The organism is Vibrio gigantis (genome assembly GCF_024347515.1).
GTDB classification, from domain to species: Bacteria; Pseudomonadota; Gammaproteobacteria; order Enterobacterales; family Vibrionaceae; genus Vibrio; species Vibrio gigantis.
Genome location: NZ_AP025492.1, coordinates 1,578,714 through 1,603,124 on the forward strand (window position 1 = coordinate 1,578,714; position 24,411 = coordinate 1,603,124).

Below are 24,411 nucleotides of genomic sequence, written 5' to 3' on the forward strand. Positions count from 1 at the left end.
TTAAAATAGATGCTTTCCTTATAAAAATAACCCAACAGAGCCGCAATTTTGTTGGGTTTTCTATTTCCTCCTACTGATATTAACTACCAACTCAACTGCTCACCATCGTATGCGTAAAAGTGCCCGCTATTGTCTGGTGTGGAAGTGCGAATGATGTCAACCAACTGATGTGCGACATAGCTAGATTCAAACAACTTTCCTTGCGGGACGTTGCCCTGAAAGGGCTTCGACAGAGCCGTATCGGTTGTGCCTGGGTGAAGCGCTATCACGGTACCTTTCTTTATGGAGCGCTGCCATTCAATCGACATGGTTTTGATGAACATGTTGAGGGCAGCTTTTGATGAACGGTAGCTATACCATCCACCTAATCTGTTATCTGAAATACTACCAACCTTCGCGGAAACCACCGCAAACTTTGGATTGTCGCTCATTTTAAGAACCGGCGTGAAGTGCTTTGCCAATAATAGGCTGGGGAGGGTATTCACGGATATGTTTTTGAGGAAAAACTCAGGGTCGATGGATGACAGGTTCTTTTCTGGTCCAAATTCTGCTGTATGTAACATCCCAACGCAGTTAATCAGCCAATCGAGTTGATCAAATTGGGAGCGCAATTCAACGATATCGGACTCTTGAGTCACGTCAACTTTGTGCCAGTTCAAGCGTTTGTCATCAAGCTCCGGCTTCTTTGAATGGTAAGTCGCTGCAACATGAATATCGAGAAAATCAAAGCGAGACAGCTCAGAGAGTAGGTGCTTAACCACAGCGAGACCAATGCCGCCACTGCCACCGATAACCAATATGTGTAATCTGAGTTGCTCCACCATTATAAGTTCTCCAAATTTATCAGTCGTTGTTCTGCGGTATCGAGTATCGCTTGCTGCTCTTGTTCATCCATGTTGTCCCAAGAACGATAAAGCATACCCATGCGAGGGTTCCGGTTTAAGGCGTCGCGGTGTTTGTTCATAAAGCGCCAATACAAACTGTTAAACGGGCATGAGGACTGACCACTGCGCTCTTTAATTTTATAATGACAGCCTTTGCAGTAGTCACTCATGCGATTAATGTACGAACCGCTGGCAGAGTATGGTTTGGTTCCTACGATCCCGCCATCCGCAAACAGTGCCATACCTCGCGTATTTGGCATTTCAACCCATTCAATCGCATCAACGTAAATGCCGAGGTACCAGCTGTCGACTTGGTCTGGCGCAATACCTGTGATTAAGCAGAAGTTACCCGTCACCATGAGCCTTTGAATATGGTGGGCATAAGCATACTCTAGCGACTGATCAATCGCGTGCTTCATGCAATTCATCTTTGTTTGGCCATCCCAAAAGTAATGTGGCAATGCTCGGTCTGCTGAGTAGTGGTTCTTGGTAGCGTAAGCCGGCATGTTCGCCCAATACACCGCGCGTATGTATTCACGCCAACCCAATATCTGACGAATGAACCCTTCGACCTGTGCAATATCAATAGTGGGTGCACCTTGTTTAGAAGCAGCGCGATAAGCAGAAAGAGCTGCATCAATAACTTCGCTAGGGCTAAGAAGCTTGCTGTTTAACGAGAACGAGAGTCGGCTGTGATACAAGCTCCACTTTGAGTCGTGTTCCACTGTCATTGCGTCTTGAAAGTGACCAAACAGCGGTAAACAAACTTGGCAGAAGTGAGCGAGCAAAGACAAACTTTGTGCCCGATTCACAGGCCAAAGTAGCTGGTTACCAACTTGTCCTATGGTTACTACTTGATGTCGTTCAATGCGCTCTATGATGGATGAGATATCGTTGGCAAACATCAAGGGTTGTGGCAGGTTTTCGATGTCCTGTTTCTTGAGTTTTTTACGGTTGTTCGCATCATAGTTCCATTTACCGCCAACGGGCTTTCCGTCGTCTAAGAGAATGTCGAAGCGTTTTCTCATTCGGCGGTAGAAATGTTCCATCATGATATGTTTGTTTTTCGGAAACTGTTCTTCGATTTCGGCAAAAGGAAACATGAAGTGTTCGGAGTCGTAGCACCCTTTGACGGTATTAGGTAGTTTGAGTTTGTTGAGTTGTTCTAATAGGCGATATTCGTCTGGTCTTTGGTATTCAAATTTCTCGGCGTTAAACTCGTTTGTGTAGTGCTGAAGAATAGCATCGAGATCTTTAAATTGTGCCGTCTCATCCAAGGTTAAATGCAACACTTGGTGCCCACGTTGTGTTAGCTCTTCAGCGAAATAACCCATAGCAGAAAAGAACGCCGCCACTTTTTGGATGTGTGAGGCAACATAGTCGGTTTCCTGCTTAAGTTCGGCGATAATGTAGATCACTTCATCACTGACATGATCGAACCAAGAGTGCTCAATATTGAGCTGGTCACCTAAAATTAGGCGTACAGTTTTGTATTTCATATTACGTCCTGATATCGGGTTGACGCTGAAGCTTTATCGTTCCGGTGCCATTTGTTGATAAAGGCGTGCTCTGGGTCATACATTTCTGTCTGCTTAACAAGATCGAAATGACGGGATTTAGATTGTGATTGATTGGCTGCATTTTGTTTGTTGGCGCTTTGCGCAGCCTGTGAATTTAAAGCTCCGGCGATATAAGCCCAATTACCCCAATTCGACGCGACATCGTAATCAATGAGTTGGCTTTCGAAGTAGGCGGCACCGTGGCGCCAATCAATACCAAGCTCATGAATCAAACAGCTCGCGACCAGCTGTCTGCCTCTGTTAGACATATAACCCGTTGCGTTAAGCTGGCGCATGCAGGCGTCGACAATGGGGTAGTTGGTGTTGCCGCTTTTCCATCTAGCGAAGCTTGATCCCGCATTGGTATCGAGCAGTTGTTCGTTCGACAGATCATTAGAAGCTCGACCAAACAGCGATGTTCCGAGCGTTAAACACTTCCAATAGAAATATTCACGCCACAACAACTCAAAGTAAATCCAGTAGGTAGAATCGTTCGCCCCACGATGCGCTTCGAATTGCTTTAAGTGGCGGTAAATGGTTTTTGGCGATACACACCCTAATGCTAGCCATGGCGAAAACTTAGTTGAGTTCTCGATGCCATCTAATGCGTTTCGCGTCTGTTTGTAGGTTCCCGCATTGTCACGTGAAAAGTAGTTTTCTAAGTGGATTAGCCCTGCCGTTTCACCGCCTGCATAGTAGCCTGTTTTTGAGTCGTTTAACTCAGGTAACGGCTCTCTATAAGACTCTGTAGCGGTTTGTGGCGCTGGTGGAAGGTAAGTTATTACACTCTCTTCTGTCTTAATCTCTATAGGTTCAACTTGAAGACGGAACTTAGTGAACGAACGAGGCAGCTTGGTAAGTTCGAAGGGGAACGCATCACTCTCAAACAAAGTAGTGTGGTGCTGCTGAGAGATGAGTAAATCAGGACACTGCGTTAGCGTATCCTCTATTAACTGTCGCTCGTCATGGGCACAATGCGAACTGACAAAAATGTGTGTCACGTGCTGAGTTTTGATGATTTGAACTAAGTTCTCATTAGTATTTTGGTCTAACACAAAAAGGCGTTGTCCAAGACGCGCCAAACTCAAGGCTAAATCATCTATAGCTTGCTTAATGAAAAGGTGACGATGCGATCCATTGTATTGTTCTTGTGAGAGTCGAACTGAATAAGTAGAAAGCTTTGGTTCAATGGCGACGCATAGTAGCTCATCGACGAGTTGCGACGCCCGATGAAGTAGTATGTTGTCGTTGATTCTTAAGTCATTTGTAAAAAGATAGAGACCAATCTTTTTCATGCTTACACTCGTGAATTGTTAATTATTAAACGCTTACGAGTTGATACGCTAACAAGATCACAAAAGATGTAGGGAAATAGGTAGTGCCTGAGCCAGGGGAAAAGGAAGGCTTACAAGAGGGTATTCAGCCAACCGGATTATGCCAACCAATAATACCGATAAAGGTTGGCAATGCTGAACGTTTTAAGCGTTTAACAGAAAGGTGCTATTCCATCGGAACCACCAAGATATCAATCGGAGAGGCATCGATGATCTGTTTAGAATGGGAAATGAGCTTATGCCAAAAATCATGGTGATGGCCGCACATCAATAGGTCAACGTTATTTTCTGAGATAGTATTCTTGAGCTTATCGTTCAAATCGCCCGTTCCCACAAAAATATGTTTAATAGGCTGCTTAGCGTAAGCCTCAAACTCTTTCAAATGTTTAACGGCATCTTTATTAATGGGTAAGTCTCCATCATTTTCTTGAATATCAACGAGTTCTGGGTAAATCTCTCCATGCGTACCATCGATATAAACAAATGAAATGTCAGCCTCCAGCTTATCAGCGAAGAAGGTCGCTCTATCAATGAGAATCTTGGTGTCGTCAGACAGCTCGAGTGCGACCAGAATATGTCGGTAATCCATAATTTAAGCCTCTTATTGTGAGTTATGTAACAAGCATAGTTTTTGTTGGCGCAAATGATATCGAAGAGATCTCATATCGCGTAAAATCATCATTCAATGTTCTTCTAAGTACTATCGTATTTATATCACTTTGATTGATAAGAAATTTACAAAAGGTTGATATAGTGGTCGAAGCGCTAGCTTATGCTGTTAGATAGGCTTGATAGTTTAATGCGCCAACAATGAAGAGGCATCAATGACAGCACTACTCACCATTCCCACTCGAACATTAGGTTTCGACTACGATATTGAGATCCGAGATTGGTCACAAAAGCTCGTCGGCTTTCACGTGTTTGAAGATGGTAGGCGACCTCTTGATGGGGGGATTGGGCTGAGCCTCAACCTTGTTGAGCAGTTCGATGTGAATGGTCGTTGGTTAGATTCATTGCCTGCGCGTTATCGTGAAATCACCGATGACTTTCCAGAGTACCAATACCAGATGCTCTGGCTTGCAGCGAATACCTATGAAGCAGCACAATTGCTTGAATTAAGGCCTGTTATTCTGGCTTTGATCTGCATGAAATACAGTGTCGATAACAAGAAAGCATTGGAACTGAGTCGTTTAGGGCAAAAGAAAATCTTAGCTAAACTCGGCTTAGATGGTAGTAAAGCGACGCTCAAGTTTATCGACAAGTTAGAGCTGCATTACAACGTCGGTGATGAGCTTGACCACATTGTTCGAATTCTGGAACCGCTGCAAAGGCGTGTACTGAAATTTAAACATTATTCTAAAGTGGGTTACACGGCGCTGCGTTTGGATCAGGTTCACCCGTTTCTAACTGGTAGTCGATTAGGCATTGCGATGGTTGAAGAGGGCAGGCTCAATGCGCCTTCAAAAATGGCCATGTTCCAAGATACGATACTATTGGGTCAAGATTTGGAGATGGACGATCCATTGCGCGCTATCACGAGTCAAAATTCCTTTGCTATGTTTGAGCAACTTCATGACCGCTGGACGGAGCAACGCCAATTACGTCGCTTAGAGGGTAACCGTCCAATGGATAAAGACATCCCTTATCCAGTTCCTTTGCTAGGTAATGACAACATTCATCCTCTCACTGATTATTACGATCTTGAACACGAAGGCATAGAACAGAAGCACTGTATTGGTGTCTATCACAACCGAATCATGAGCGATCGTTATGTGGTGTTCCGCATGTTTAAACCTCAGCGTTTAACCATAGGTTTGCGCCGTGTGCCAAGTAAAGCATTTCCTTTTGAAATTGACCAAATCTGCGGAAAACGAAATGCACCGCCATCAGAATCTGCTCGCCAAGTGATTCATGATTGGCTAGAAGAAAGTAAGCATAACTACATGAAGTAAAGGAATTACTCATATGTACCAACAAGGCGATCTATGCCCTCACTGTGGTCTGATTATTGTAATGCCTACGGATCGACAAGGTGAATGTCTAGGATGCGGCGAAGAGATCAATCAAGACCCAGCAGACGATTACGAAGAAGAATAGCTTTACGTACGCCTTAGGTTGAATAAGGCCAAAATACGCTCTCTCAAAGGATCGAAAAATGCAGAAAGTTATTTTTAGAAATTGTGATAAAAGCTCGCCTTATTGGAGTAGCTTAGAAGACTTGTTTCAAAGAAAATGGTCGGACTTCAAGTTTAAAGACACCTATAAAGACAGTGTACAACTCCCTCCTGTCATCGTAGTGCTTCGCGATAATGTGGTCATCGGTGGCTTGGCGTATTCCTATTTTCAAGAACCTCACCAAGTTCGGGATGTGGTGTGGATCAACGCTGTGTTTGTCGATCCAAAATGGCGTGGACAAGGTATTGCTAGTGAACTGATCAAGAGAGCTGTCAAACAAATGCCAGACTATTATCAGTCCCAGTCCTCGAAAGGCTTAACTTCTAAGTTGTACGCCTACACTAACATTACGCCGCTATATCTTTCGCTCGATTGGTCAATCGTTGATATAGAGTCCGACCCCGACCACCACGTAGTAAGCATTTCCTATTAGAATCTGTAAAGCGCAGCTGCTAGCTATCACATGAGTAATAGCACAAGGTTAAAAAGGCTTTGTGCTGTTCTAAGTACCAGTATTCGCAGCTTATTTCCTCCAATGTGTTAGTTCGCAGTTGAATGCTTCCACTTAGCTCAAACTCCATTGTGTTTTGGTTTACTTGCTTCAATTTTGCATCAGTAAAATTCAAATCCCGTGTCGAGAACTTAGCAAGTGCCTTGTATATCGCCTCTTTGGCTGAGAAGAGCAGCGTGATGGCTTGTTCTTTGGTTAACCCAACACTCATAGCTAAATCGACTTCTTGTCCCGCCACAATCATGTTTTCAATCTCTCTACAAACATCGCTCGAAATGGGTTTTTGCACATCGATACCAAGGTTTTCTCGGTCTGGGTGATAGGAGGGGGCGACTGCAACGCATGCCAAACTTTCGCAGTGTGAAATGGAGCCAATAGCGCCATAAGGGAATTTAGGACTCCGATCGATGTTCGACTCAAGAGTGCAATATTCAAACCCTAACTCGTTAAGCCTGTTCGCTACTAAATAGCGGCCAACAAAATACTCAGCTTTTCTCTTATTAATAGAGTGAGCGATGACCTCAGGGCAATAAATATTAGTTTGTTCGAACATGACGTCACAAAAGCGTGTTTGGTCAAACTGTGTAACGTTGATGTCGATACCTTCGCGCTGCGAAGTTCCAATATTCACAGCGGTGTTGGCCTCTCCACAAGGCAATAACGTTGACTCAGCACGAAGGGTTAGTCTGTTACTCAGAAGGTCGAAATCTTTAGAGAGTACGCGAAAAGTTTTATTCATCATTAGGTTAACCATTTTGCAACAAGGTGAATAATTGCTGCAAAGCCTTCATTTTTCATATTGAAGCCTCTAACCCTTTAAATTATAGGGAAAAATTTAGTATGCCATATAGTTTAATCTAAATGAAAATCGTTTGCATTTGATTTTTTGTAAGTGTATAAAAGCGTGTCTGTTAATGATTTTATGAATATGCTCTTATTTCATTAATTTTTTAGTGAATGATGTGTTTTAAGGTTGAAGGTATGCTCGAAGCAAAGGGACTCGGTTTTAGCGTAGGGGATAAGCAGTTGCTCAAGACACTCAATGTGTCGTTTGAGCAAGGAAAAATCTACGCTTTGGTTGGGCATAACGGCTCGGGAAAATCGACCTTATTAAAGTTGTTAGCGAAGCAACAGCGCGCGACTTCTGGTGATATTTACCTGAAAGATAAAGCAATCACTAAATGGCCTGATAAGGGCTTCGCACAGCAAATTGCTTACTTGCCTCAACATTTACCTGCAACCGACAGTTTATCCGGAAAAGATCTCGTGAACTTTGGTCGCTACCCTTGGCATGGCTTATTGGGTCGACTTTCAAGTAGAGATAAGCAGTTTGTTGAAGAGGCGATGCAACTTACCGACACAGCGCAATACGCTGATCGTTTGGTTGATACTTTATCGGGTGGTGAACGCCAACGTGTGTGGCTTGCGATGTTGTTGGCTCAACGTACGAAATACCTTTTGCTGGATGAGCCTTTAGCCGCGCTCGATATTGGCCATCAGATTGAAATGCTGACATTGATTAAGCGATTGAGTGAAACATTGGGAATTGGGGTGATCATTGTTATTCACGACATCAACATGGCTGCGCGTTTTTGTGACCACATTATTGCCCTTCATAGCGGTGAGCTATTAGTCGAAGGCGAGGTTGATGAGGTATTCAAAGAGTCGATATTGAAAGATATCTATGGTGTGCCTATGCACATTACTCAACACTCTGCAGGTTACCCAGTCGCGATGCCTGGTGATTTGGAGCCAGCATGATGTTTAACTGTTATCTTAAACGTAACTTATGTTGCTCGGGCACTAGCCGCTTATTAATATCAAGTATTACTCTATCTAGTTTATTGGCGGTCTCTCTGCTTTCACTGGCTAACCAAATCTCACCGGCCAATCAAGAAACGGCGGCGACCAGTGAGAGTGCTGAACCTCGCTTGGTTTCGATTGATTGGACTCACACTGAAACCTTGTTAGCACTTGGCGTAACCCCTGTCGCAGTCGCGCAAATACCCGATTACAACTCGTGGGTGAAGTCACCTGAAATTCCTCAAGCCGTTGCTGATGTTGGCTTGCGAACGCAGCCAAACCTTGAACGTATCCATGAGCTTAAACCAGACAAGATTTTACTCTCTCCAATGTTTTCAACGTTAGAGGCTCAACTCAGCAAGATTGCGCCAGTTACGACGATTGGCTTATACCGAAGTGGTGACGTGGACTGGTCTGCGTTAGAGGTTGCCACTCGGAAGTTAGCTGAAGTATCTGAAAAAGAATCCCAAGCAGAAGATCTGATTCGCGAAGCTAACGACGAAATGGAGCTTCTAGGATCACAATTACCAAACGATGCTCCTGCTATGTTAATGGTCCAATTCATGGACACAAACCACGTTCGTGTATTTGGAGACAACAGCCTCTATAAAGCCTCGATCAACAAGATTGGCCTACGATCAGCGTGGAAAGGGCAAACCAATGCCTGGGGATACAGCTTGGTTGGCATTGATCAATTGATCGGTGTCGATGGGCAAATCGTGATTATTTCTCCGATGCCTGCGGGCACCGAAGAGAGCCTTAAAACAAATCAGTTTTGGCAATACATAGTGAAAGAGTCATGTTATTCCGCATTACAAGTTCCAGCGGTGTGGAGCTTCGGCGCTATACCTTCTGCAACACGCTTTGCAAGGTTCATTGTTTCTGAGTTGAACCAAGGAGACGCGTTATGAGAATTCTCTCGTTTGGTGTTTTAACACTGTTGATGCTTTCTACATTAGCGCTAATTGGCCAACACTTATCTGTACCTCAGTTCGGACTGAGCCGACTTTCTAGTTTGTGGAGCGCTGATTTCACTTCTCCAGAGTCAGTGAAACTGCATTTGGCTTGGTGGCCAAGGTTATTCACCACACTGTTATGTGGCGCAGCGTTGGCAGTCGCGGGCGTTTTGATGCAACAAGTGCTCAGAAACCCGCTTGCCTCGCCGTCTACATTGGGTGTTGCCAGCGGTTCAAGCTTTGCACTCATGTTGGCGACGCTTTATGCCCCTTGGCTTTTAGAGTGGTCTTATTCGCTGGTGGCGCTTGTTGGTGGCGTTAGCACTATTGGTTTAGTGTTTGCACTGTCGTGGCGACGTGCTTTGTCTCCAACCGTAGTGATCGTGTCAGGCTTGGTCGTGAACCTCTATTTTGGCGCTGTAAGCACTGTCTTGTTAATGATGAACCAAGACAAACTGAGTGGCTTAATGATTTGGGGCGCAGGGTCATTAGTCCAGAGTGGATGGGAAGATGTTCAGTATCTAGCCCCACGTTTAGTTATTGCAACTCTTATGGCGTTTCTGTTTGTAAAACCACTGAGCTTGCTTCAGTTATCAGAAGAGGGAGCCAAAAGCCTCGGTGTTTCGTTAGCTAAATTAAGAATTGCTTGTCTCGGACTAGCAGTATTGCTGACGGCTTGGGTCGTGAGTGCTGTGGGTGTTATCGGTTTCGTTGGTTTAGCTGCCCCTGCGTTAGCACGCTTGATGGGGGTACATCGTCTAGTTCCTAAACTATTGGTATCAATGGTGTTGGGTGGCTTGTTATTGAGTCTCACCGACTTACTTATCCAACAGCTACCGGGCATCATGTCGATGTTTGTCCCGACAGGTGCAGCAACGGCAGCGTTGGGCGCGCCTCTGTTGTTGTGGTTGCTGCCTAAGCTATCAATGAAAAGCCAATCTCAAACACAAACCGTGCTCACGCGTCATAAGGAAGTGGCTTCACGATTAAACAAACACTCAGTTGTTCTCGCTAGCTTGTTTATTGTTCTGTCACTCGTCGTATTCAGCTTATTTTCGGTACAAACAGAAGGTTGGCGTTGGTTATTTCAAACTCAAGACTGGGCAATGCTCGAATGGCGCTTACCTAGGTTAGCCGCTGCGGCATTGGCGGGTGGAATGTTGGCGGTAGCGGGCACGATCGTACAGCGTTTGAGTGGTAACCCAATGGCGAGCCCTGAAGTTATCGGTATCAGTTCTGGCACAGCATTAGGTTTGATCATCGCGATATTTGCAGGGCTTGGCAGCAGCGTTGTTGGGCTCTATATCGGTGGTTTTATTGGTGCAGTATGTACTTTAGGCATCATTGTACTACTCAATCAAAAGTCAGGCTTCCAACCAGAAAGGGTGTTACTGACGGGCGTTGCGATTACGGCCTTGATGAATGCGGTCCAGAGTTTTGTATTGGCGGGAGGAGACCCAAGAAGTTACCAAGTTTTGGCTTGGTTGGCAGGTTCAACGTATTACGTCACTGAGGCAACACTCATTCCGTTACTGATATCTTCGATTGTATTTATCTCGCTAGGTTTTCTCTGTGCACGATGGTTGGATGTGTTGCCTTTAGGGCAGGCGAGTGCGCAATCTTTAGGCATTAATGTACCAAGATCTCGAGTTCTATTGCTGCTCTTGGTGGCATGTTTAACCGTGAGTGCAACTCTGGTGGTTGGGCCGTTAAGCTTTATCGGTTTGATGGCTCCTCACATGGCGAGGCTGTTTGGTTATAGCCGTGCTAAAGAGCACCTGATCTGTTCTTCGTTAATTGGTATGGCACTGATGTTGTTCTCGGATTGGCTTGGTAGACAGTGGCTTTACCCACAAGAGATCCCGGCAGGCTTGGTGGCTTCGATTATCGGTGGCATGTACTTGATGTGGGGCTTAAGAAGGCTATAGCTTAGTCACTTGTCGTTACTTAAAGCGACTACTGAACGCTTGTTAACAGGTGTCTGTTGAAAAAACTGGCCCAGCACTAAACAACAAGATTATCGAGTTCGGTTTATACGGGATTATCTTTCTTTTTGTTGATAATGATAATCACAATAACAATCAATTATATGGTGTGTATGAAATGGGTTTGATCCTATTGCTGGCTGAAAAACAGAAAAAATCACTTTCCTTCGTGATCTTGTTGAGTATTGCGAGTGCGTTCTTGAGCGTGGGCGTGATCGCGTTTATTCAGCACAAATTACTTGAAAGCAATGGGCCACTTTCCAATACCTTGGTTCAGTTTACCTTGTTACTGATTGGCTTGTTGGTGACAGCAACTGTTGCTCAAGTCGCACTTCATAAACTGGGCCACAAGTTCGTTTATTACAAACGCTGTGAATTGGTTTCTCAACTATTGAATACTGATATTGAACAGGTCGAAAAAGTAGGAAGTGCAGGGGTACTTGCCTCGCTCAATACTGACATTCGCAACATTACTATTGCATTCGTACATTTACCTGAGTTGATCTACGGCTTGGTACTAACGGTTGTGGCTTTAGTCTACTTGGCCTTTCTATCTATGCCTCTGTTTGGGGTTAGCGTTTTAATGCTGTCTTTAACCGGTGTCATTGGCTATCTGCTTGTTACGCGCATCACTAAACACGTTAAACAGGTTCGCGAGTACGACGACAAGTTGTATCACGATTACCAATCCTTAATTGATGGCCGTAAGGAACTGTCTTTAAACCCATTTAGGGCCAAGCGTTACTTTGATGAGACGTTTTCAGTCAATGCTGAAGGTTACAGGAATGAAGTGACACAAGCCGATATCCTAAATGGTTTTGCCGCCAACATGGCGAACACCGTAGTATTGGCTCTGATTGGTTTGAACTTCTACCTTGCGACAGGCTTAGGCTGGGCAACGTTGGAAGTCGCCTCTACATTTGCATTGGTCGTGTTGTTTATGAGAACCCCGTTGATGTCTGCAGTCGGTTCAATTCCAACCTTGATTACTGCCAACATTTCAATGAAGAAGTTGTCGTCGTTAGAGTTGAGTACTGATCGAAGCCTGAATCCGAAATCGGCAAAAACTAAAGTATTCAATTCACTAGAACTCGTGGGGGCTAGCTATCGCTATCGCTCAGATTCAGATGGTGACTCGTTTGGCGTCGGCCCGATTAATTTCAAGATCGAACGTGGCGAACACATCTTCATTATTGGCGGTAATGGCAGTGGTAAATCGACCTTTGCGCGTTTGCTTACTGGACTCTACCGACCGCATTCTGGCCAAGTTTATGTCGATGGCAATGAAGTGACTCAAGCGCATTGGCAAGATTATCGCCATCAGTTTTCGGCAGTGTTCAGTGATTTTCATCTATTCCATCAAATTGTTGATGGCGAAGGTCAAGACATCGATAGCAAAGATGTTGACGAATGGATGGTTCGTCTTGAAATGGCACACAAGGTTGACCACCAGCAAGGCAAGTTAAGTGACGTTCGCTACTCACAAGGTCAACGAAAACGACTGGCGCTGATGATGTCAGTACTCGAAAAACGCGGCTGTATTCTGCTTGATGAATGGGCCGCTGATCAGGACCCACGTTTCAGAAAACTGTTTTACCGTCAGTTATTGCCACTGCTTAAACAACGGGGCGTGACTGTAATCGCGATTACTCATGATGACGCTTATTTTGATGCCGCTGACCGTATTTTCAAAATGGATACCGGCAATCTTATTGAGTTGAGTAAAGGGAATTTAGCTCAAGCACACCAAGCACTAGAGAGTGTTGTGGCTTGAGTTTTTAAGAGCCAAGTTAGGCTCAAAAACATAATAAAACAAAGTTAGTTGAGGAAAGAATGAGTATTGATAGCCCAAATACAGAATTTACCGTTGTGATAAACGCACAAGAACAATACAGCATATGGCCAACGTATCACTTAGTGCCAAATGGTTGGACTGAGGTTGGTGTAAAAGGCAACAAAGAGCACTGTCTTGAGCATATCCGTGAAGTTTGGACCGATATGCGTCCGAAAAGTTTACGTGACGCGATAGCCGCCCTAGAAAACTAAACCCATTTAACTCTTAGCCAATACCTGTACTTTTCGCCTGTCGTGGGCGAAGAGCGGGTCTCTGCAACCAAATTTCATGTTTAGGTAATAAAATGTCAGTGGATGATGAACAAATTTTGGATTCCGTAACCCCTTGGAATCCGCTCTCATACTCTCAACAGCGTTTGTGGTTATTTCAGCAATTACAACCGATGAGCCTGGCGTATAACCTAGGTGGCTTACTTTGGTTTGAAGGCGAAGATGTTACCGTTGAAAAACTTCAACACTCACTAAATGAAATGGTGTCGGTATTTCCTTCGTTACGCAGTCAGTTTTCTGAAGTTGAGGGAAAAGCGGCTCAACGAGTGATGCCTTTTAGTCCTGTTGAATATGATTATATCGATATGCAAGGTGACTCAAATACGGTTGAGTTTATCAATCAAGATGCTCGCCAACGTTGGCAAAAGCCGTTCAATCTAGTGGAAGGCGACCTCGCACGATGTTGCATCTATCAAGTTACTGAACATCGCTTTGCGGTGTTGCTTGCTACTCATCACATTGTAACTGACGCCTGGTCGTTTCAGATCACGATTAAGATGCTAGTGAACTCTGTCGCGGGTAAAACCTACCAGGTGAAAGAGGTTCAAAGCTACCTAAATTACGCGGTAGAACAGGCCAGTGCAGAAAAGTCAGAGTTTTATGATCAGCAAAAATCTTCATGGATACAGAATCAGTTTATTGGTGAAGAACCGTTGTCGTTATCGAACCTCAATGACCAATCTCAAGATGCCTACGGTGCGAGACATGAGCTTGTTCACTTATCGAGTGATATCGATGATTCGATCAAGAGACTAGGTAGTGAGTTAGGCGTGACCAAGTTTGAGGTGTTAGCATCTGCCATGATGCTTACACTACGCCAGTACTCTTCCAATGTTCATCCTTCGATTTGTGTTCCTGCGTTAAACCGAAATGCTAAGAACCGTAGAACGGTCGGCTTTTATGTTAACAGTGCCGTGATGGGCTATCGCATTGATGCAGAGATGACTCTGTCCCAGCTCGTTGACAAGACCCATGCGTCGATGAAAGCGTCTTTGGCATTTGAAAGCACGCCGTTAGAGACATTAGTGGGTGATTTACCGCTACCTACAACCGCTTTAAACTTCAGAAATCACGGCGATAAATTATCGATTAATACAAATGGAGTATCTGCGGAATTTGAAGAGTTTCCAGTATTAGAGACACCGTTTGAGTTAGTGTTGGATGTCATCAATAAAGGCAACGTACCGCTGCGCTTTGTCTATGCAAAAGAAAAGTTCACACGTCCGTTTATAACTAAATTCATCGAAAGCTTTAAGGTTAATTTGGCGAGTATCATTCATTCGCCAAACGCTGCGGTGGCGTCCGTTAATGCAATTTCGAGCAAGGACATGAGGTTGATTGACCAACATGGTTCAGGTGACTATTCATGGCAATATCGTCCATTCACTGACTTGGTGACTGAGCAAGCAGTTAAGTGCCCGAACAGTATTGCGTTGAAACACCAAAACGAGTCGATGAGTTACCTAGAGCTGGAGACTCGTTCGAATCAATTGGCGAATTCGATTTTATCTCAAGGTGCAACATCAAAATCGCCAATCGGTGTGATGATGGAGCGTGGCGTTGATATGATCGTCTCTATGATCGCTGTTCTGAAAGCTGGCGCGCCATTCCTACCTTTAGATCCTGACTACCCAACAGAACGATTAAGCTACATGTTGGAAGACAGTGGCGCAGAGTTGCTCCTTACACATCCTAAATCTAATGATAGATGCAAAGATGTATTGGATGGTAGTGACGGTGTCACTCAATTCTGTATTGAAAATACTGAGCTTGCAGGCTTATCGTCAGATAATTCTTTTAAGCGTCCGTTGGCTGAGGAACTGGCCTATATCATCTATACCTCTGGTTCAACGGGAAAGCCAAAAGGCGTCACTATATCGCATGAAGGTTTAAGCATGCACGTTCAGACCATCGGCCAGCGTTATGGCATGAGCGAAGAGGACGTAGAATTACATTTCGCTTCCATCAGCTTTGATGGTGCCGTTGAGCGTTGGACTGTGCCATTAGCGTTTGGTTCGCGACTCGTGATTCGGGACCAAGAGCTATGGACTGCGGAACAAACCTGCGATGTATTGCAGCAAGAAAAAGTCACTATTGCGTGTTTCCCTCCTAGCTATGTTGGTCCGCTACTCGATTGGGTTGAAGCGACGAAACCAGAACTAGCATTGCGTTCCATCACTTTAGGTGGCGAAGCTTTCACCCGCGAGACCTTTGAGCGTATTCAAGAGGTATTAGCGCCACCACGAATTATTAATGGTTACGGCCCGACTGAAACGGTCATCACTCCGATGATTTGGGAAGCCTATGCACAAGATACAATGGAGAGTGCGTATGCTCCGATTGGAACGCCAGTGGGTGATAGGAAGTTGTATGTACTCGATGCGGAGCTAAGCCAAGTACCGTTCGGTTGCAGTGGCGAGCTGTATATCGGCTCTGAGTCAGGCTTGGCTGAAGGTTATCTGAAACAACCCAACCTAACGGCTGAACGCTTCCTGCCAGATCCATACTCAAACAATGGCGAGAGAATGTATCGGACGGGCGATTTAGTTCAGTGGCGTGAAGATGGCATCATGGAGTATTTAGGCCGTGTTGACCAACAGGTTAAAATTCGTGGATTCCGTGTCGAGCTAGGGGAAATTGAATCCCAACTTCAAGCGCTTTCCGGAGCTGAATTTTGTGCCGTTGTTGATCATGACTCGCCAACAGGTAAAAAGCTTGTCGGCTATGTTCAGCTAAGCAAAGCTGAGCAAAACAAGAACCAGTCAAACAATACGCTATCGCAAGATGCTGGTGGTAATGATGAAGCGCAATGGCTTGAGCAGTTAGGACGAACTCTACCTGATTACATGGTACCCGCTTGTATTGTCGTCCAAGACAAGTTACCGCTAACACCGGCAGGTAAGGTCGATCGAAAACAACTGCTTGCTCCAGATTGGACAGAGATTCACAGCGATCAAGGTTCGCTTGTGGACAACCAACAGGTGATGCTTGCAGAGATATGGCGCGAATTACTAAAGGTTAAGAGTGTAGGGGCGAATAGCCAGTTCTTTGCGTTAGGTGGTGATTCGATTATGGCGCTTCAGTTGGTCGGAAAGTTGCGCCAACAGGGTTTCATGTTATCACCTAAACAAGTCTTCGATTTCCCAAAATTACAAGATATGGCGGAGAACTTAGAAGAAGCACAACTTGTCATAGCTGAGCAAGGGAAACTTCGAGGTGAAGTGGCGCTGTTGCCGATTCAGCAAAGATACATCAAACACTTTGAGTTGAGCCGTTGTAACCAATATATCCAGTTTAAATGGGACTACCCGGTCGATGTTGAGCGATTGACGCATGCCATAAATCGTCTGGTTGAACATCACGACGCGTTGAGATTGCAATTCAATCACTCATTATCTGCCGATTCTTCATTTGAAATGACTGCAAATTATCGAGACGATGCTGAGTTTGCGATTCACGTGTTTGATGAGGTTATAGATGTTGAACAAGTTCAAGCGAGTATAGACTTAATCAATGGTGTTATTGGCGCGGTTGGAATACGTAGCTTGAACAAACCAGATGCACGAGAAGAGTTTGATCAGCGTAGTGAAGTGCTCATTGCCGTTCACCATCTTGTCGTCGATGCACTGTCATGGCCATTGATTATTGAAGACCTCGCTAAGCTTTACGGCACTGATCTGATGCCTAGCAGCAAGGTGGCTTCTAGCACGCTCTCATTATCTCAACACTCACTTCCTCACAAAACGCATCATCAAGGAAACTGGGTCAACGCTTTAAATACGTTGTCGATATCAGACGACCAGCAAGCGTACTGGGCCGAACAACAGAAAGATCTGCTTTACCCGCAAAGTCGCGGCAAACCTATTTCTACGCACTGGCATACGCCGTTATCAAAAATTGAAGCTCTTACTAAAGCGGGTTTTGGTTTTGCTCGTCTTACACAAGAACAAATAGTGTTCCTAGTGGGTGCTTTAACGGTAAGTACGCTAAATCAAGGCAAAGCGTTAACCATTCACCGTGAATCTCATGGACGTTTTACCGATGATACTGGGCTTGATCTGAGCCGAACCGTGGGCTGGTACACCTCGTTGTACCCGCAAGCCATTCCAGCGTTTGATTCGTTTGAAGAGTGGGTTAAATCCTTAAAAGACAGTTTTGATACCGACCACCTTGGTGGTGTGACATTCCACGCAGGCGTCATGCAAAACCTGTGGCCTCATGTCGGCGATATGGACGTGTTGTTCAACTATCTTGGCAGCGCGGCTCAACAGTTGAATGATGCTATAGAGGTGACAAATGTAGGCTTATGGAGAGATGACTCCAACTCAGCTGATGCTGCGATTGTGATTAACGCATCAGTGAACAATGAACAACTATTGTGGGATGTTGAGTTAGATAGCTACTGTTTTAATGAATCCGAAGTTGAGGTGTTACACGCGGCATTTAACAGCAGTATTGCACGTTTACATGATCTGTTTATTGAAGCGGATTCAGTATTAACGAAAGCCGATGCACCATTGGTTCATTTGTCTCAACGCCAGCTAAATCAGCTTTGCGACGGTGTGAGTTCTGCCGGTTCTTTACCCAACACGATTCTGCCGCTATCAACTTTACAACAAGGCTTGTATTTTCATGCGAAGCTATCTGATAGCGACAGCACTTACGTCAATCAAATCACTTTACCTTTCAACAATGTTGATCTGCTAAAGATGATAGAAGCTTGGCAAGGAGTGATGCAAAGGCACCAAATGCTTCGTTCAACGCTGTTCTCATTTGATGGCAATGCTTATCTAGCTGAGTGGCCTGAACTTAGATTGGATTATCAGGTGTTGGATGTTCGTAAGCGCAGCCAATTTGAGCTTGGTGAATACAAGAAACAAGCTGTCGAGCGAGGTTTTGAGCTAGAACAGGTAGTAGATCGTTCAAAAGTAAAACCTTTGTGGCGTGTTGATTTCATTCAAACACACGACCACCAAGTGCAGTGTATTTTTACTATTCACCATATTTTAATGGATGGTTGGAGTACGGGTGTTCTACTCAGCGATTTGTTCGCCTTGTACCAAGGTCGTTCTATTGCACCAGTCAAAGGTGAATTTTCTGATTATCTTGCTTGGATACAAAATCAAGACAATCAGCAGTCTAATGACTATTGGCAGCGTTACCTTCAAGACATGGAGTCGCCAACACGTTTGGCTGAATCCTTTGGACAATCAAATTCTGAGATGCCTGATTCCAAGGTGTCTAGTTTCCATAGATACAATGATGATTATTCACAAGAGATCATAAGTGAATGGCTGCCTAAACTGAACCAAGTAGGGGTTACGCTCAACACGTTAACCCAAGCCGCATGGCTACTTACGTTGCATCGCTTCACTGGGCAGCAAACACCTGTATTTGGTAATACAGTGGCGGGTCGTCCGACAGAGCTTGCTCATAGCGATTCTATGGTTGGTTTGTTTATCAATACATTGCCAATTGCACATCGAGTCGATCTTTCTAAGCCTGTTTCTGAATGGCTGCTGGATATTCAAGCCTCATCGAGTGACCAGCGTGAATTTAGCTACTCGTCTTTGTCCGATATCCAAGCACAGACGGGGTGGTCAGGAGAAAACCTATTTGACACCTTGGTCGTCTTTGAAAATTACCCGTTAGATGAATCGCTTTTGAATCGTAACGGCAGTGATGAGTTCAGTATTGGCGAGCCTGACAGCTATGAATTTACCCACTACCCATTAACTTTGGCGATTTTGCCGAGTGAATCGCTTCGTATTGTTTTTGCCTACGACGAAAGTAAGTTCACACCTCAACAAATTGAAACACTACGCTCGACTAATCGACATTATTTGACTCAGCTAGTTGAACATCTAGCCGAAGATTTAGGCCGATTACCTGACTTAGCCGAGAACCAGTTGAATGAACTTGGCTTATTTGAGCGTCAACCAGAACCGTGGATGTTTGAACCGTTTACAGATTTAGTTGCAAAGCAGGTTTTGTTACGCCCCAACAGTGAAGCAATAGTCTCTAACGTTGCTGCTGAGAGTGGTCAAAAGAGAAAAGCGTTAACGTACCAACAAGTGGTTGAGCAGAGCGATGCTGTCGCTTCAAGATTGATTGCTGAAGGCATTGAACGTGAGGACATCGTTGGTGTGTTGTTTGAGCGTGATTGTAATATGTTGGTTGCAATGATGGGTGTTATGAAAGCTGGCGCCGCATTCTTGCCGTTAGATCCGGCGTATCCCCAAGAACGCTTAAACTTCATGGTTCAAGACAGTGGGGCGTGTGCATTAGTTCATGATGATCTGAGTGAGCAATTAGCCAATGATATCGCGAACCAAGCTAAAACCATTGGTTACGACTCACTTGATTTAACAACAAGACTTGTTGATAAGCCTGCCATCTTGCCAGACCAACTGGCATATATGATTTATACGTCCGGTTCTACCGGTAAGCCGAAAGGGGTCTGTGTATCACAGCAAGGCTTGAGCATGCATGTTCAAACCATAGGTCAGCGATATGGCATGACGACGAACGATGTTGAGTTGCACTTTGCGTCAATCAGTTTTGATGGAGCGATTGAACGTTGGACTGTGCCATTAGCGTTCGGCTCTCGTTTGATCATTCGAGACCAATCGTTATGGAGCGCTCAACAAACCTGTGATGTATTGGAGCGAGAGCAGGTAACCATTGCGTGTTTTCCTCCGAGTTATGTGCTGCCGTTATTAGAGTGGATAGAAGGCAGCACTCTAGCACTTTCTGTGCGTTCATGGACGTTAGGTGGTGAAGCCTTCACTCGTGATACCTACTTCAAACTGCAACATGTCTTAAAGCCGAAACGAATCATCAATGGTTATGGTCCGACTGAAACGGTTGTGACTCCGATGATTTGGGAGGCGTATCCGGATACCGAACTAGAAAGTGCTTATGCGCCTATCGGAAAAGCGGTTGGAAACCGAACTTTATATGTGTTGGATACAGCGCTTAATCGTGTACCAGCAGGAGTAGCAGGAGAGCTTTATATTGGCGAAGAAGTCGGGCTCGCTAGGGGTTACTTTGAACGTCCTGATTTAACATCAGAGCGTTTTATTCCGGATCCATTCGCAAGCAATGGTGAGCGAATGTACCGAACCGGTGACGTAGTTAAATGGCGTTCAGACGGTGTGATGGAATACCTAGGGCGTAGCGATGAACAAGTTAAGATTCGTGGGTTCAGGGTCGAACTTGGTGAAATCGAATCTCGACTACAAAAGATCACAGGTTCAGAGCAATGTGCGGTAATAGCTTGCGACAGCCCTTCAGGTAAACAGCTGGTGGCCTATATTCAAAGCGATAACGTATTGTCCACCGAAGACGCTTTAAAAGATCTTAGTCAGGATCTTCCAGATTACATGGTGCCTAGCCAAGTCGTCAAAATGGACAAGATTCCGTTAACCCCGGCAAGTAAAGTTGATAAAAAACGCTTACCGCTACCCAATTGGCAAGAGGCTTCAAGCTCAGAATATATAGCGCCGAATGGTGTGATGGAATTAGCTTTAGCGAATCAATGGCAAGCGCTGTTTGATAAAAAAGAGATAAGTCGTGAGGATGATTTCTTTGCCTTAGGTGGTCAGTCGTTACTGGCAACCCAACTTGTCGGAAGGTTGAATCAACAAGCCAACATTAGGCTGTCATTACAGGCAGTGTTCGATACGCCTGTGCTTAAAGAACTGGCTGCTCAATGTACGTTTACCTGTGTTAAAAATGATACAGAAGTTGCCTTTTTGGAGCGGGCTTCAAGGTTACCGCACATGCCAGCATCCGCTGTACAGAAGCGACTTTGGTTCGTTCAACAGCTGTTGCCGACCAGTGCCGCTTATCACATGCCTTTAGGACTTAAATTTACGGGCGATGTGAATATTGCTGCGCTTGAGAGTGCAATTAATGTATTGGTTGCCCGTCATGAGATCTTGAGAACCAACTTTACTCAAGTTGAAGGTGAACTCATGCAGTCTATTCATGCTGAGCGTGAAATCTGCGTTGGTATTCACCAGTACTCGGAGTCCGATGAACAAAGACTCTCTGTGTATAAAGAACTCATCGCTAAGCCGTTTGATTTCTCAGAAGGCCCATTGATTCGATTTGATTGGATTACTGTGGCATCAGAGCAGTTAGCTACCGTTAACCATGCAGTTAGCACTGAGCATGTAGCTAACGTTGAACATGCTGCTAACGTTGAACATGTAGCCAAAGGAAAACAAGCAGAGCTGCTAATTGTCGTACACCATATTATCTCCGATGGTATCTCCATGCAGTTATTGCTAAAAGAACTGGCTGTCTGTTACCAATCGATGATGTCTGGTTATACGGAAGAGGGCGCAGCATCAACTTTCGAGCCTGAAGCTACCAATGACGTTCAATATGTAGACTATGCGAATTGGCAGAAGCAGTGGCTTGAATCTGAAGAAGCGAGTGACCAAAAAGCGTGGTGGTTGGATGCTTTGAAATTCGATATAGACCCTCTAGTACTGCACAGTGAAGTGCCAAGAGAGCAGACCGAAACTGAGGGAAACCGACTTCACTTCGAACTTAGTAGTGAGCAAGTTTCAAATATCACCCAATTGGCAGCGAAACATAACACCACCTCTTTCAATGTAATGCTGACGATGTGGCATCTATTGATGCACAAGTATTCAGGCCAAGAGCAAGTGCGTGTTGGTGTGCCGGTTGCTGGGCGAACACAACCCAAAACACAGGCGATGCAAGGGTGTTTCATCAATAGCTTGGTGATTCCGGCTCAATTTAATGGTGAGCAATCCTTCGCTGAGTTATTGCATCAGGTGAAATCTTTCACTGAGCAAGCTTTGGACAGGCAAGACTTCCCATTTGAAATGTTGGTCGAATCACTCGGCATTACTGGTAACTTGCAATACCACCCTGTATTCCAAACCAGTTTCAATTTCCAACGCTTTGATGAAGCAGAGCTCTTTGATTGGCAGGGCCTTGATGTTGAACCGTTTGATCCTGGTGTGGTCAATGCTCAACTTGAGATAGGCATGGACATTCAACAGATGTCCGAGAGCAAATGGCTTGGTTTTGTCAGTTATGTGTCACCAGTATTCACACAAGACTTTGCGCAGTCGTTGCTTAATCATTGGTTGTTACTTCTAGATAAAGTTGCGTCCAATAACGATACGTTAATCAGCCAACTCCATTTGATAGACGAGACGGCAGAGCAACAAAACCAAGTATTCAATGACACGTCCCTTGATTGGGGTGACTTCGTGACGCCGTCACAACAAATGCAACTTCAGGTAAAGAAAACGCCTAATGCGATAGCGCTATCGATGCAAGGTCAAACTCTCACGTATCAAGAGTTTGATGTGCGTGTTAATCAACTAGCGAACTGGTTACGTGATAAAGGAGTGAAGTCAGAAACCCGTGTTGGCTTAGGGCTTGAGCGTTCGTTTGATTTAGTCATTGGTCTGCATGCTATCACGCGTGCGGGTGGTGCTTACGTGCCATTGGATCCGAGTTATCCCACTGAACGGATTCAATACATCCTACAGTCGGCTAACATTGATTTGCTGCTTACCGATTCTAACTCTGTACACTTGTGGCCTGAGAGCGACGCTTGCGAGTACGTTGACTTAACTCAGCTAGATTTATCGAAACAATCTTCATTGCCTCCACTGGTGCATTGGCAACCTGAACAGGCTCTGTATGTGATCTTTACGTCAGGATCTACGGGCCTGCCTAAAGGAGTGGTGAATACTCAAGCTGCATTACAGAACAGATTGAATTGGATGCAGCAAGAATACGCACTGAATGAATCGGATTGTGTGTTACAGAAAACACCTTTCAGTTTTGATGTATCTGTGTGGGAGTTCTTCTGGCCACTAATGACAGGATCACGTCTTGCAATTGCCCCGCCTGAATCTCATCGTCAGCCAAATGTGCTATCCGAAGTGATTCAACAAGAGCAGGTGACGACACTTCACTTTGTGCCATCGATGCTGAATGCATTCGCGGTGGAAACCAATATCTCAGATTGTGTTTCCCTCAAACGCATCATCTGCAGTGGAGAAGCATTGCCTGCCGACCTTGTTGAACAAGTTCTCAGCCATGCCCCCGTTGACCTGCATAACCTTTATGGACCAACGGAAGCCGCCATCGATGTAACGTATTGGCCTTGTGAGCTGCCAGTAGCCAAACGTATCCCCATAGGTTACGCAATAAGTAATACTCAACTTCATGTACTTGATAACAACTGGAACCCAGTACCAATTGGTGTGCCAGGTGAACTGTACTTAGCCGGTGTTGGACTAGCGCGTGAGTATCTAGCTCGCCCCGATCTGACTGCAGACCGATTCGTACCGAATCCATTTGGAGAGCCTGGCAGTCGAATGTATCGCACAGGTGATCAGGTGGTTCAACTGGCCGATGGTCGATTGGAATACCTAGGCCGCCTAGATAACCAAGTGAAAATTCGCGGTTTAAGAATTGAGCTAGAAGAAATTGAGAATGTAATCAATCAACTTGAATGGGTTGAAGAGTCGGCGGTTATTGCATTTAAACATCAGACTGGTGACCAATTGGTTGGCTACGTTGTTGATGCGAATTGGAGCGAAGACAAACAAGCGTTGGTGAAACAGCATTTATCGGAACATTTACCCGATTACATGGTTCCATCAATACTGATTGGTCTTAGTGAGATGCCACTTTCTCCGAATGGAAAACGAGACAGAAAGGCACTGCCTGCACCTGAATGGCAGTCAATAAAGTACCGCGCGCCAGAAACGGAATTGGAACGTTGGTTCGCCACTAATTGGGAAGAGGTTTTAGAGATCCCTCAAGTGGGCTTGGATGACAACTTCTTTGCGTTAGGTGGTCATTCATTGTTGGCGACTCGCGTGGTAGCAAAGGCACATCAAGAACTTGGTTTGGAAGTCTCGCTTAAAGACTTTTTCGACGCCAATAGTCTGCAAGCATTAACGGACAGCTTGCAAGCGCAGTATCAAACACAAAACGAACATGAACAAGACGAATTCGATGCCATGGCAGCATTGATGGACGAACTGGAGCTGCTATGAGCCACTTAAAAGAT

14 protein-coding genes are annotated in these 24,411 nt (G+C 45.0%); 9 read left to right on the forward strand and 5 right to left on the reverse strand.

Features of this window, described 5'->3' with window-relative positions:
* Nucleotides 1-83: 83 nt before the first annotated feature.
* The 4 genes from OCV56_RS07160 to OCV56_RS07175 form a co-directional block, all read right to left on the reverse strand.
* On the reverse strand, nucleotides 84-824 hold the full coding sequence (locus OCV56_RS07160) for an SDR family oxidoreductase (RefSeq protein WP_086713281.1): 741 nt from the start codon (nucleotides 822-824) through the stop codon (nucleotides 84-86).
* Nucleotides 824-2,383, reverse strand: a complete 1,560-nt coding sequence (locus OCV56_RS07165) for a cryptochrome/photolyase family protein (protein WP_086713282.1) — start codon at nucleotides 2,381-2,383, stop codon at nucleotides 824-826. Before OCV56_RS07165 ends, OCV56_RS07160 begins: the two co-directional genes overlap by 1 nt.
* Complete coding sequence (locus tag OCV56_RS07170; RefSeq protein ID WP_086713283.1) at nucleotides 2,380-3,738, reverse strand: DASH family cryptochrome; 1,359 nt, start codon at nucleotides 3,736-3,738, stop codon at nucleotides 2,380-2,382. Before OCV56_RS07170 ends, OCV56_RS07165 begins: the two co-directional genes overlap by 4 nt.
* Nucleotides 3,739-3,943: 205 nt before the next feature.
* Nucleotides 3,944-4,366 carry a universal stress protein gene (locus OCV56_RS07175; RefSeq protein WP_086713284.1) on the reverse strand — a complete coding sequence of 141 codons (423 nt, stop codon included), beginning with the start codon at nucleotides 4,364-4,366 and terminating at the stop codon, nucleotides 3,944-3,946.
* Nucleotides 4,367-4,601: 235 nt separating this feature from the next.
* Here OCV56_RS07175 and OCV56_RS07180 point away from each other — a divergent pair, with 235 nt between their 5' ends.
* The 3 genes from OCV56_RS07180 to OCV56_RS07190 are packed head-to-tail and all read left to right on the forward strand — an operon-like array spanning nucleotide 4,602 to nucleotide 6,385.
* Entirely contained in the window at nucleotides 4,602-5,729 is a 1,128-nt protein-coding gene (locus OCV56_RS07180; protein WP_086713285.1) for a PcfJ domain-containing protein, read from the forward strand.
* 13 nt (nucleotides 5,730-5,742) lie between these two features.
* A complete protein-coding gene (locus OCV56_RS07185) occupies nucleotides 5,743-5,874 on the forward strand; it encodes a hypothetical protein (protein ID WP_261901421.1) in 132 nt (43 codons plus the stop codon).
* A gap of 58 nt (nucleotides 5,875-5,932) precedes the next feature.
* Nucleotides 5,933-6,385 carry a GNAT family N-acetyltransferase gene (locus OCV56_RS07190; protein WP_086713286.1) on the forward strand — a complete coding sequence of 151 codons (453 nt, stop codon included), beginning with the start codon at nucleotides 5,933-5,935 and terminating at the stop codon, nucleotides 6,383-6,385.
* Nucleotides 6,386-6,404: 19 nt separating this feature from the next.
* On the opposite strand, the gene OCV56_RS07195 is transcribed toward OCV56_RS07190, so the two are convergent.
* Nucleotides 6,405-7,205, reverse strand: coding sequence for a 4'-phosphopantetheinyl transferase family protein (locus OCV56_RS07195; protein WP_086713322.1), 801 nt, complete (start codon nucleotides 7,203-7,205; stop codon nucleotides 6,405-6,407).
* A gap of 239 nt (nucleotides 7,206-7,444) precedes the next feature.
* Between OCV56_RS07195 and OCV56_RS07200 the strand changes: the two genes are divergently transcribed.
* The 6 genes from OCV56_RS07200 to OCV56_RS07225 all read left to right on the forward strand — a co-directional run bounded on the left by OCV56_RS07200 (nucleotide 7,445) and on the right by OCV56_RS07225 (nucleotide 24,397).
* Nucleotides 7,445-8,224, forward strand: a complete 780-nt coding sequence (locus tag OCV56_RS07200) for an ABC transporter ATP-binding protein (RefSeq protein ID WP_086713323.1) — start codon at nucleotides 7,445-7,447, stop codon at nucleotides 8,222-8,224.
* Nucleotides 8,221-9,177, forward strand: a complete 957-nt coding sequence (locus OCV56_RS07205) for an ABC transporter substrate-binding protein (RefSeq protein ID WP_086713287.1) — start codon at nucleotides 8,221-8,223, stop codon at nucleotides 9,175-9,177. Before OCV56_RS07200 ends, OCV56_RS07205 begins: the two co-directional genes overlap by 4 nt.
* Nucleotides 9,174-11,150, forward strand: coding sequence for a Fe(3+)-hydroxamate ABC transporter permease FhuB (gene fhuB / locus OCV56_RS07210; protein WP_086713288.1), 1,977 nt, complete (start codon nucleotides 9,174-9,176; stop codon nucleotides 11,148-11,150). Before OCV56_RS07205 ends, fhuB begins: the two co-directional genes overlap by 4 nt.
* Before the next feature lie 175 nt (nucleotides 11,151-11,325).
* Nucleotides 11,326-12,981 (forward strand): multidrug ABC transporter permease/ATP-binding protein, encoded by a 1,656-nt coding sequence (locus OCV56_RS07215; RefSeq protein WP_086713324.1) that lies wholly within the window; start codon nucleotides 11,326-11,328, stop codon nucleotides 12,979-12,981.
* Nucleotides 12,982-13,040: 59 nt separating this feature from the next.
* Complete coding sequence (locus OCV56_RS07220) at nucleotides 13,041-13,253, forward strand: MbtH family protein (protein WP_086713289.1); 213 nt, start codon at nucleotides 13,041-13,043, stop codon at nucleotides 13,251-13,253.
* A gap of 92 nt (nucleotides 13,254-13,345) precedes the next feature.
* A complete protein-coding gene (locus tag OCV56_RS07225; RefSeq protein WP_086713290.1) occupies nucleotides 13,346-24,397 on the forward strand; it encodes a non-ribosomal peptide synthetase in 11,052 nt (3,683 codons plus the stop codon).
* The last annotated feature ends 14 nt before the right edge of the window (nucleotides 24,398-24,411 follow it).

Excerpts from the sequence above, each read along its gene's own strand:
- OCV56_RS07220 (WP_086713289.1), top strand. The coding sequence starts at position 13,041 with ATGAGTATTGATAGCCCAAATACAGAATTTACCGTTGTGATAAACGCA.
- OCV56_RS07170 (WP_086713283.1), bottom strand. The coding sequence starts at position 3,738 with ATGAAAAAGATTGGTCTCTATCTTTTTACAAATGACTTAAGAATCAAC.
- OCV56_RS07190 (WP_086713286.1), top strand. The coding sequence starts at position 5,933 with ATGCAGAAAGTTATTTTTAGAAATTGTGATAAAAGCTCGCCTTATTGG.
- OCV56_RS07200 (WP_086713323.1), top strand. The coding sequence starts at position 7,445 with ATGCTCGAAGCAAAGGGACTCGGTTTTAGCGTAGGGGATAAGCAGTTG.
- OCV56_RS07215 (WP_086713324.1), top strand. The coding sequence starts at position 11,326 with ATGGGTTTGATCCTATTGCTGGCTGAAAAACAGAAAAAATCACTTTCC.
- OCV56_RS07225 (WP_086713290.1), top strand. The coding sequence starts at position 13,346 with ATGTCAGTGGATGATGAACAAATTTTGGATTCCGTAACCCCTTGGAAT.
- OCV56_RS07205 (WP_086713287.1), top strand. The coding sequence starts at position 8,221 with ATGATGTTTAACTGTTATCTTAAACGTAACTTATGTTGCTCGGGCACT.
- OCV56_RS07185 (WP_261901421.1), top strand. The coding sequence starts at position 5,743 with ATGTACCAACAAGGCGATCTATGCCCTCACTGTGGTCTGATTATTGTA.
- OCV56_RS07195 (WP_086713322.1), bottom strand. The coding sequence starts at position 7,205 with ATGATGAATAAAACTTTTCGCGTACTCTCTAAAGATTTCGACCTTCTG.
- OCV56_RS07165 (WP_086713282.1), bottom strand. The coding sequence starts at position 2,383 with ATGAAATACAAAACTGTACGCCTAATTTTAGGTGACCAGCTCAATATT.
- fhuB (WP_086713288.1), top strand. The coding sequence starts at position 9,174 with ATGAGAATTCTCTCGTTTGGTGTTTTAACACTGTTGATGCTTTCTACA.
- OCV56_RS07175 (WP_086713284.1), bottom strand. The coding sequence starts at position 4,366 with ATGGATTACCGACATATTCTGGTCGCACTCGAGCTGTCTGACGACACC.
- OCV56_RS07180 (WP_086713285.1), top strand. The coding sequence starts at position 4,602 with ATGACAGCACTACTCACCATTCCCACTCGAACATTAGGTTTCGACTAC.
- OCV56_RS07160 (WP_086713281.1), bottom strand. The coding sequence starts at position 824 with ATGGTGGAGCAACTCAGATTACACATATTGGTTATCGGTGGCAGTGGC.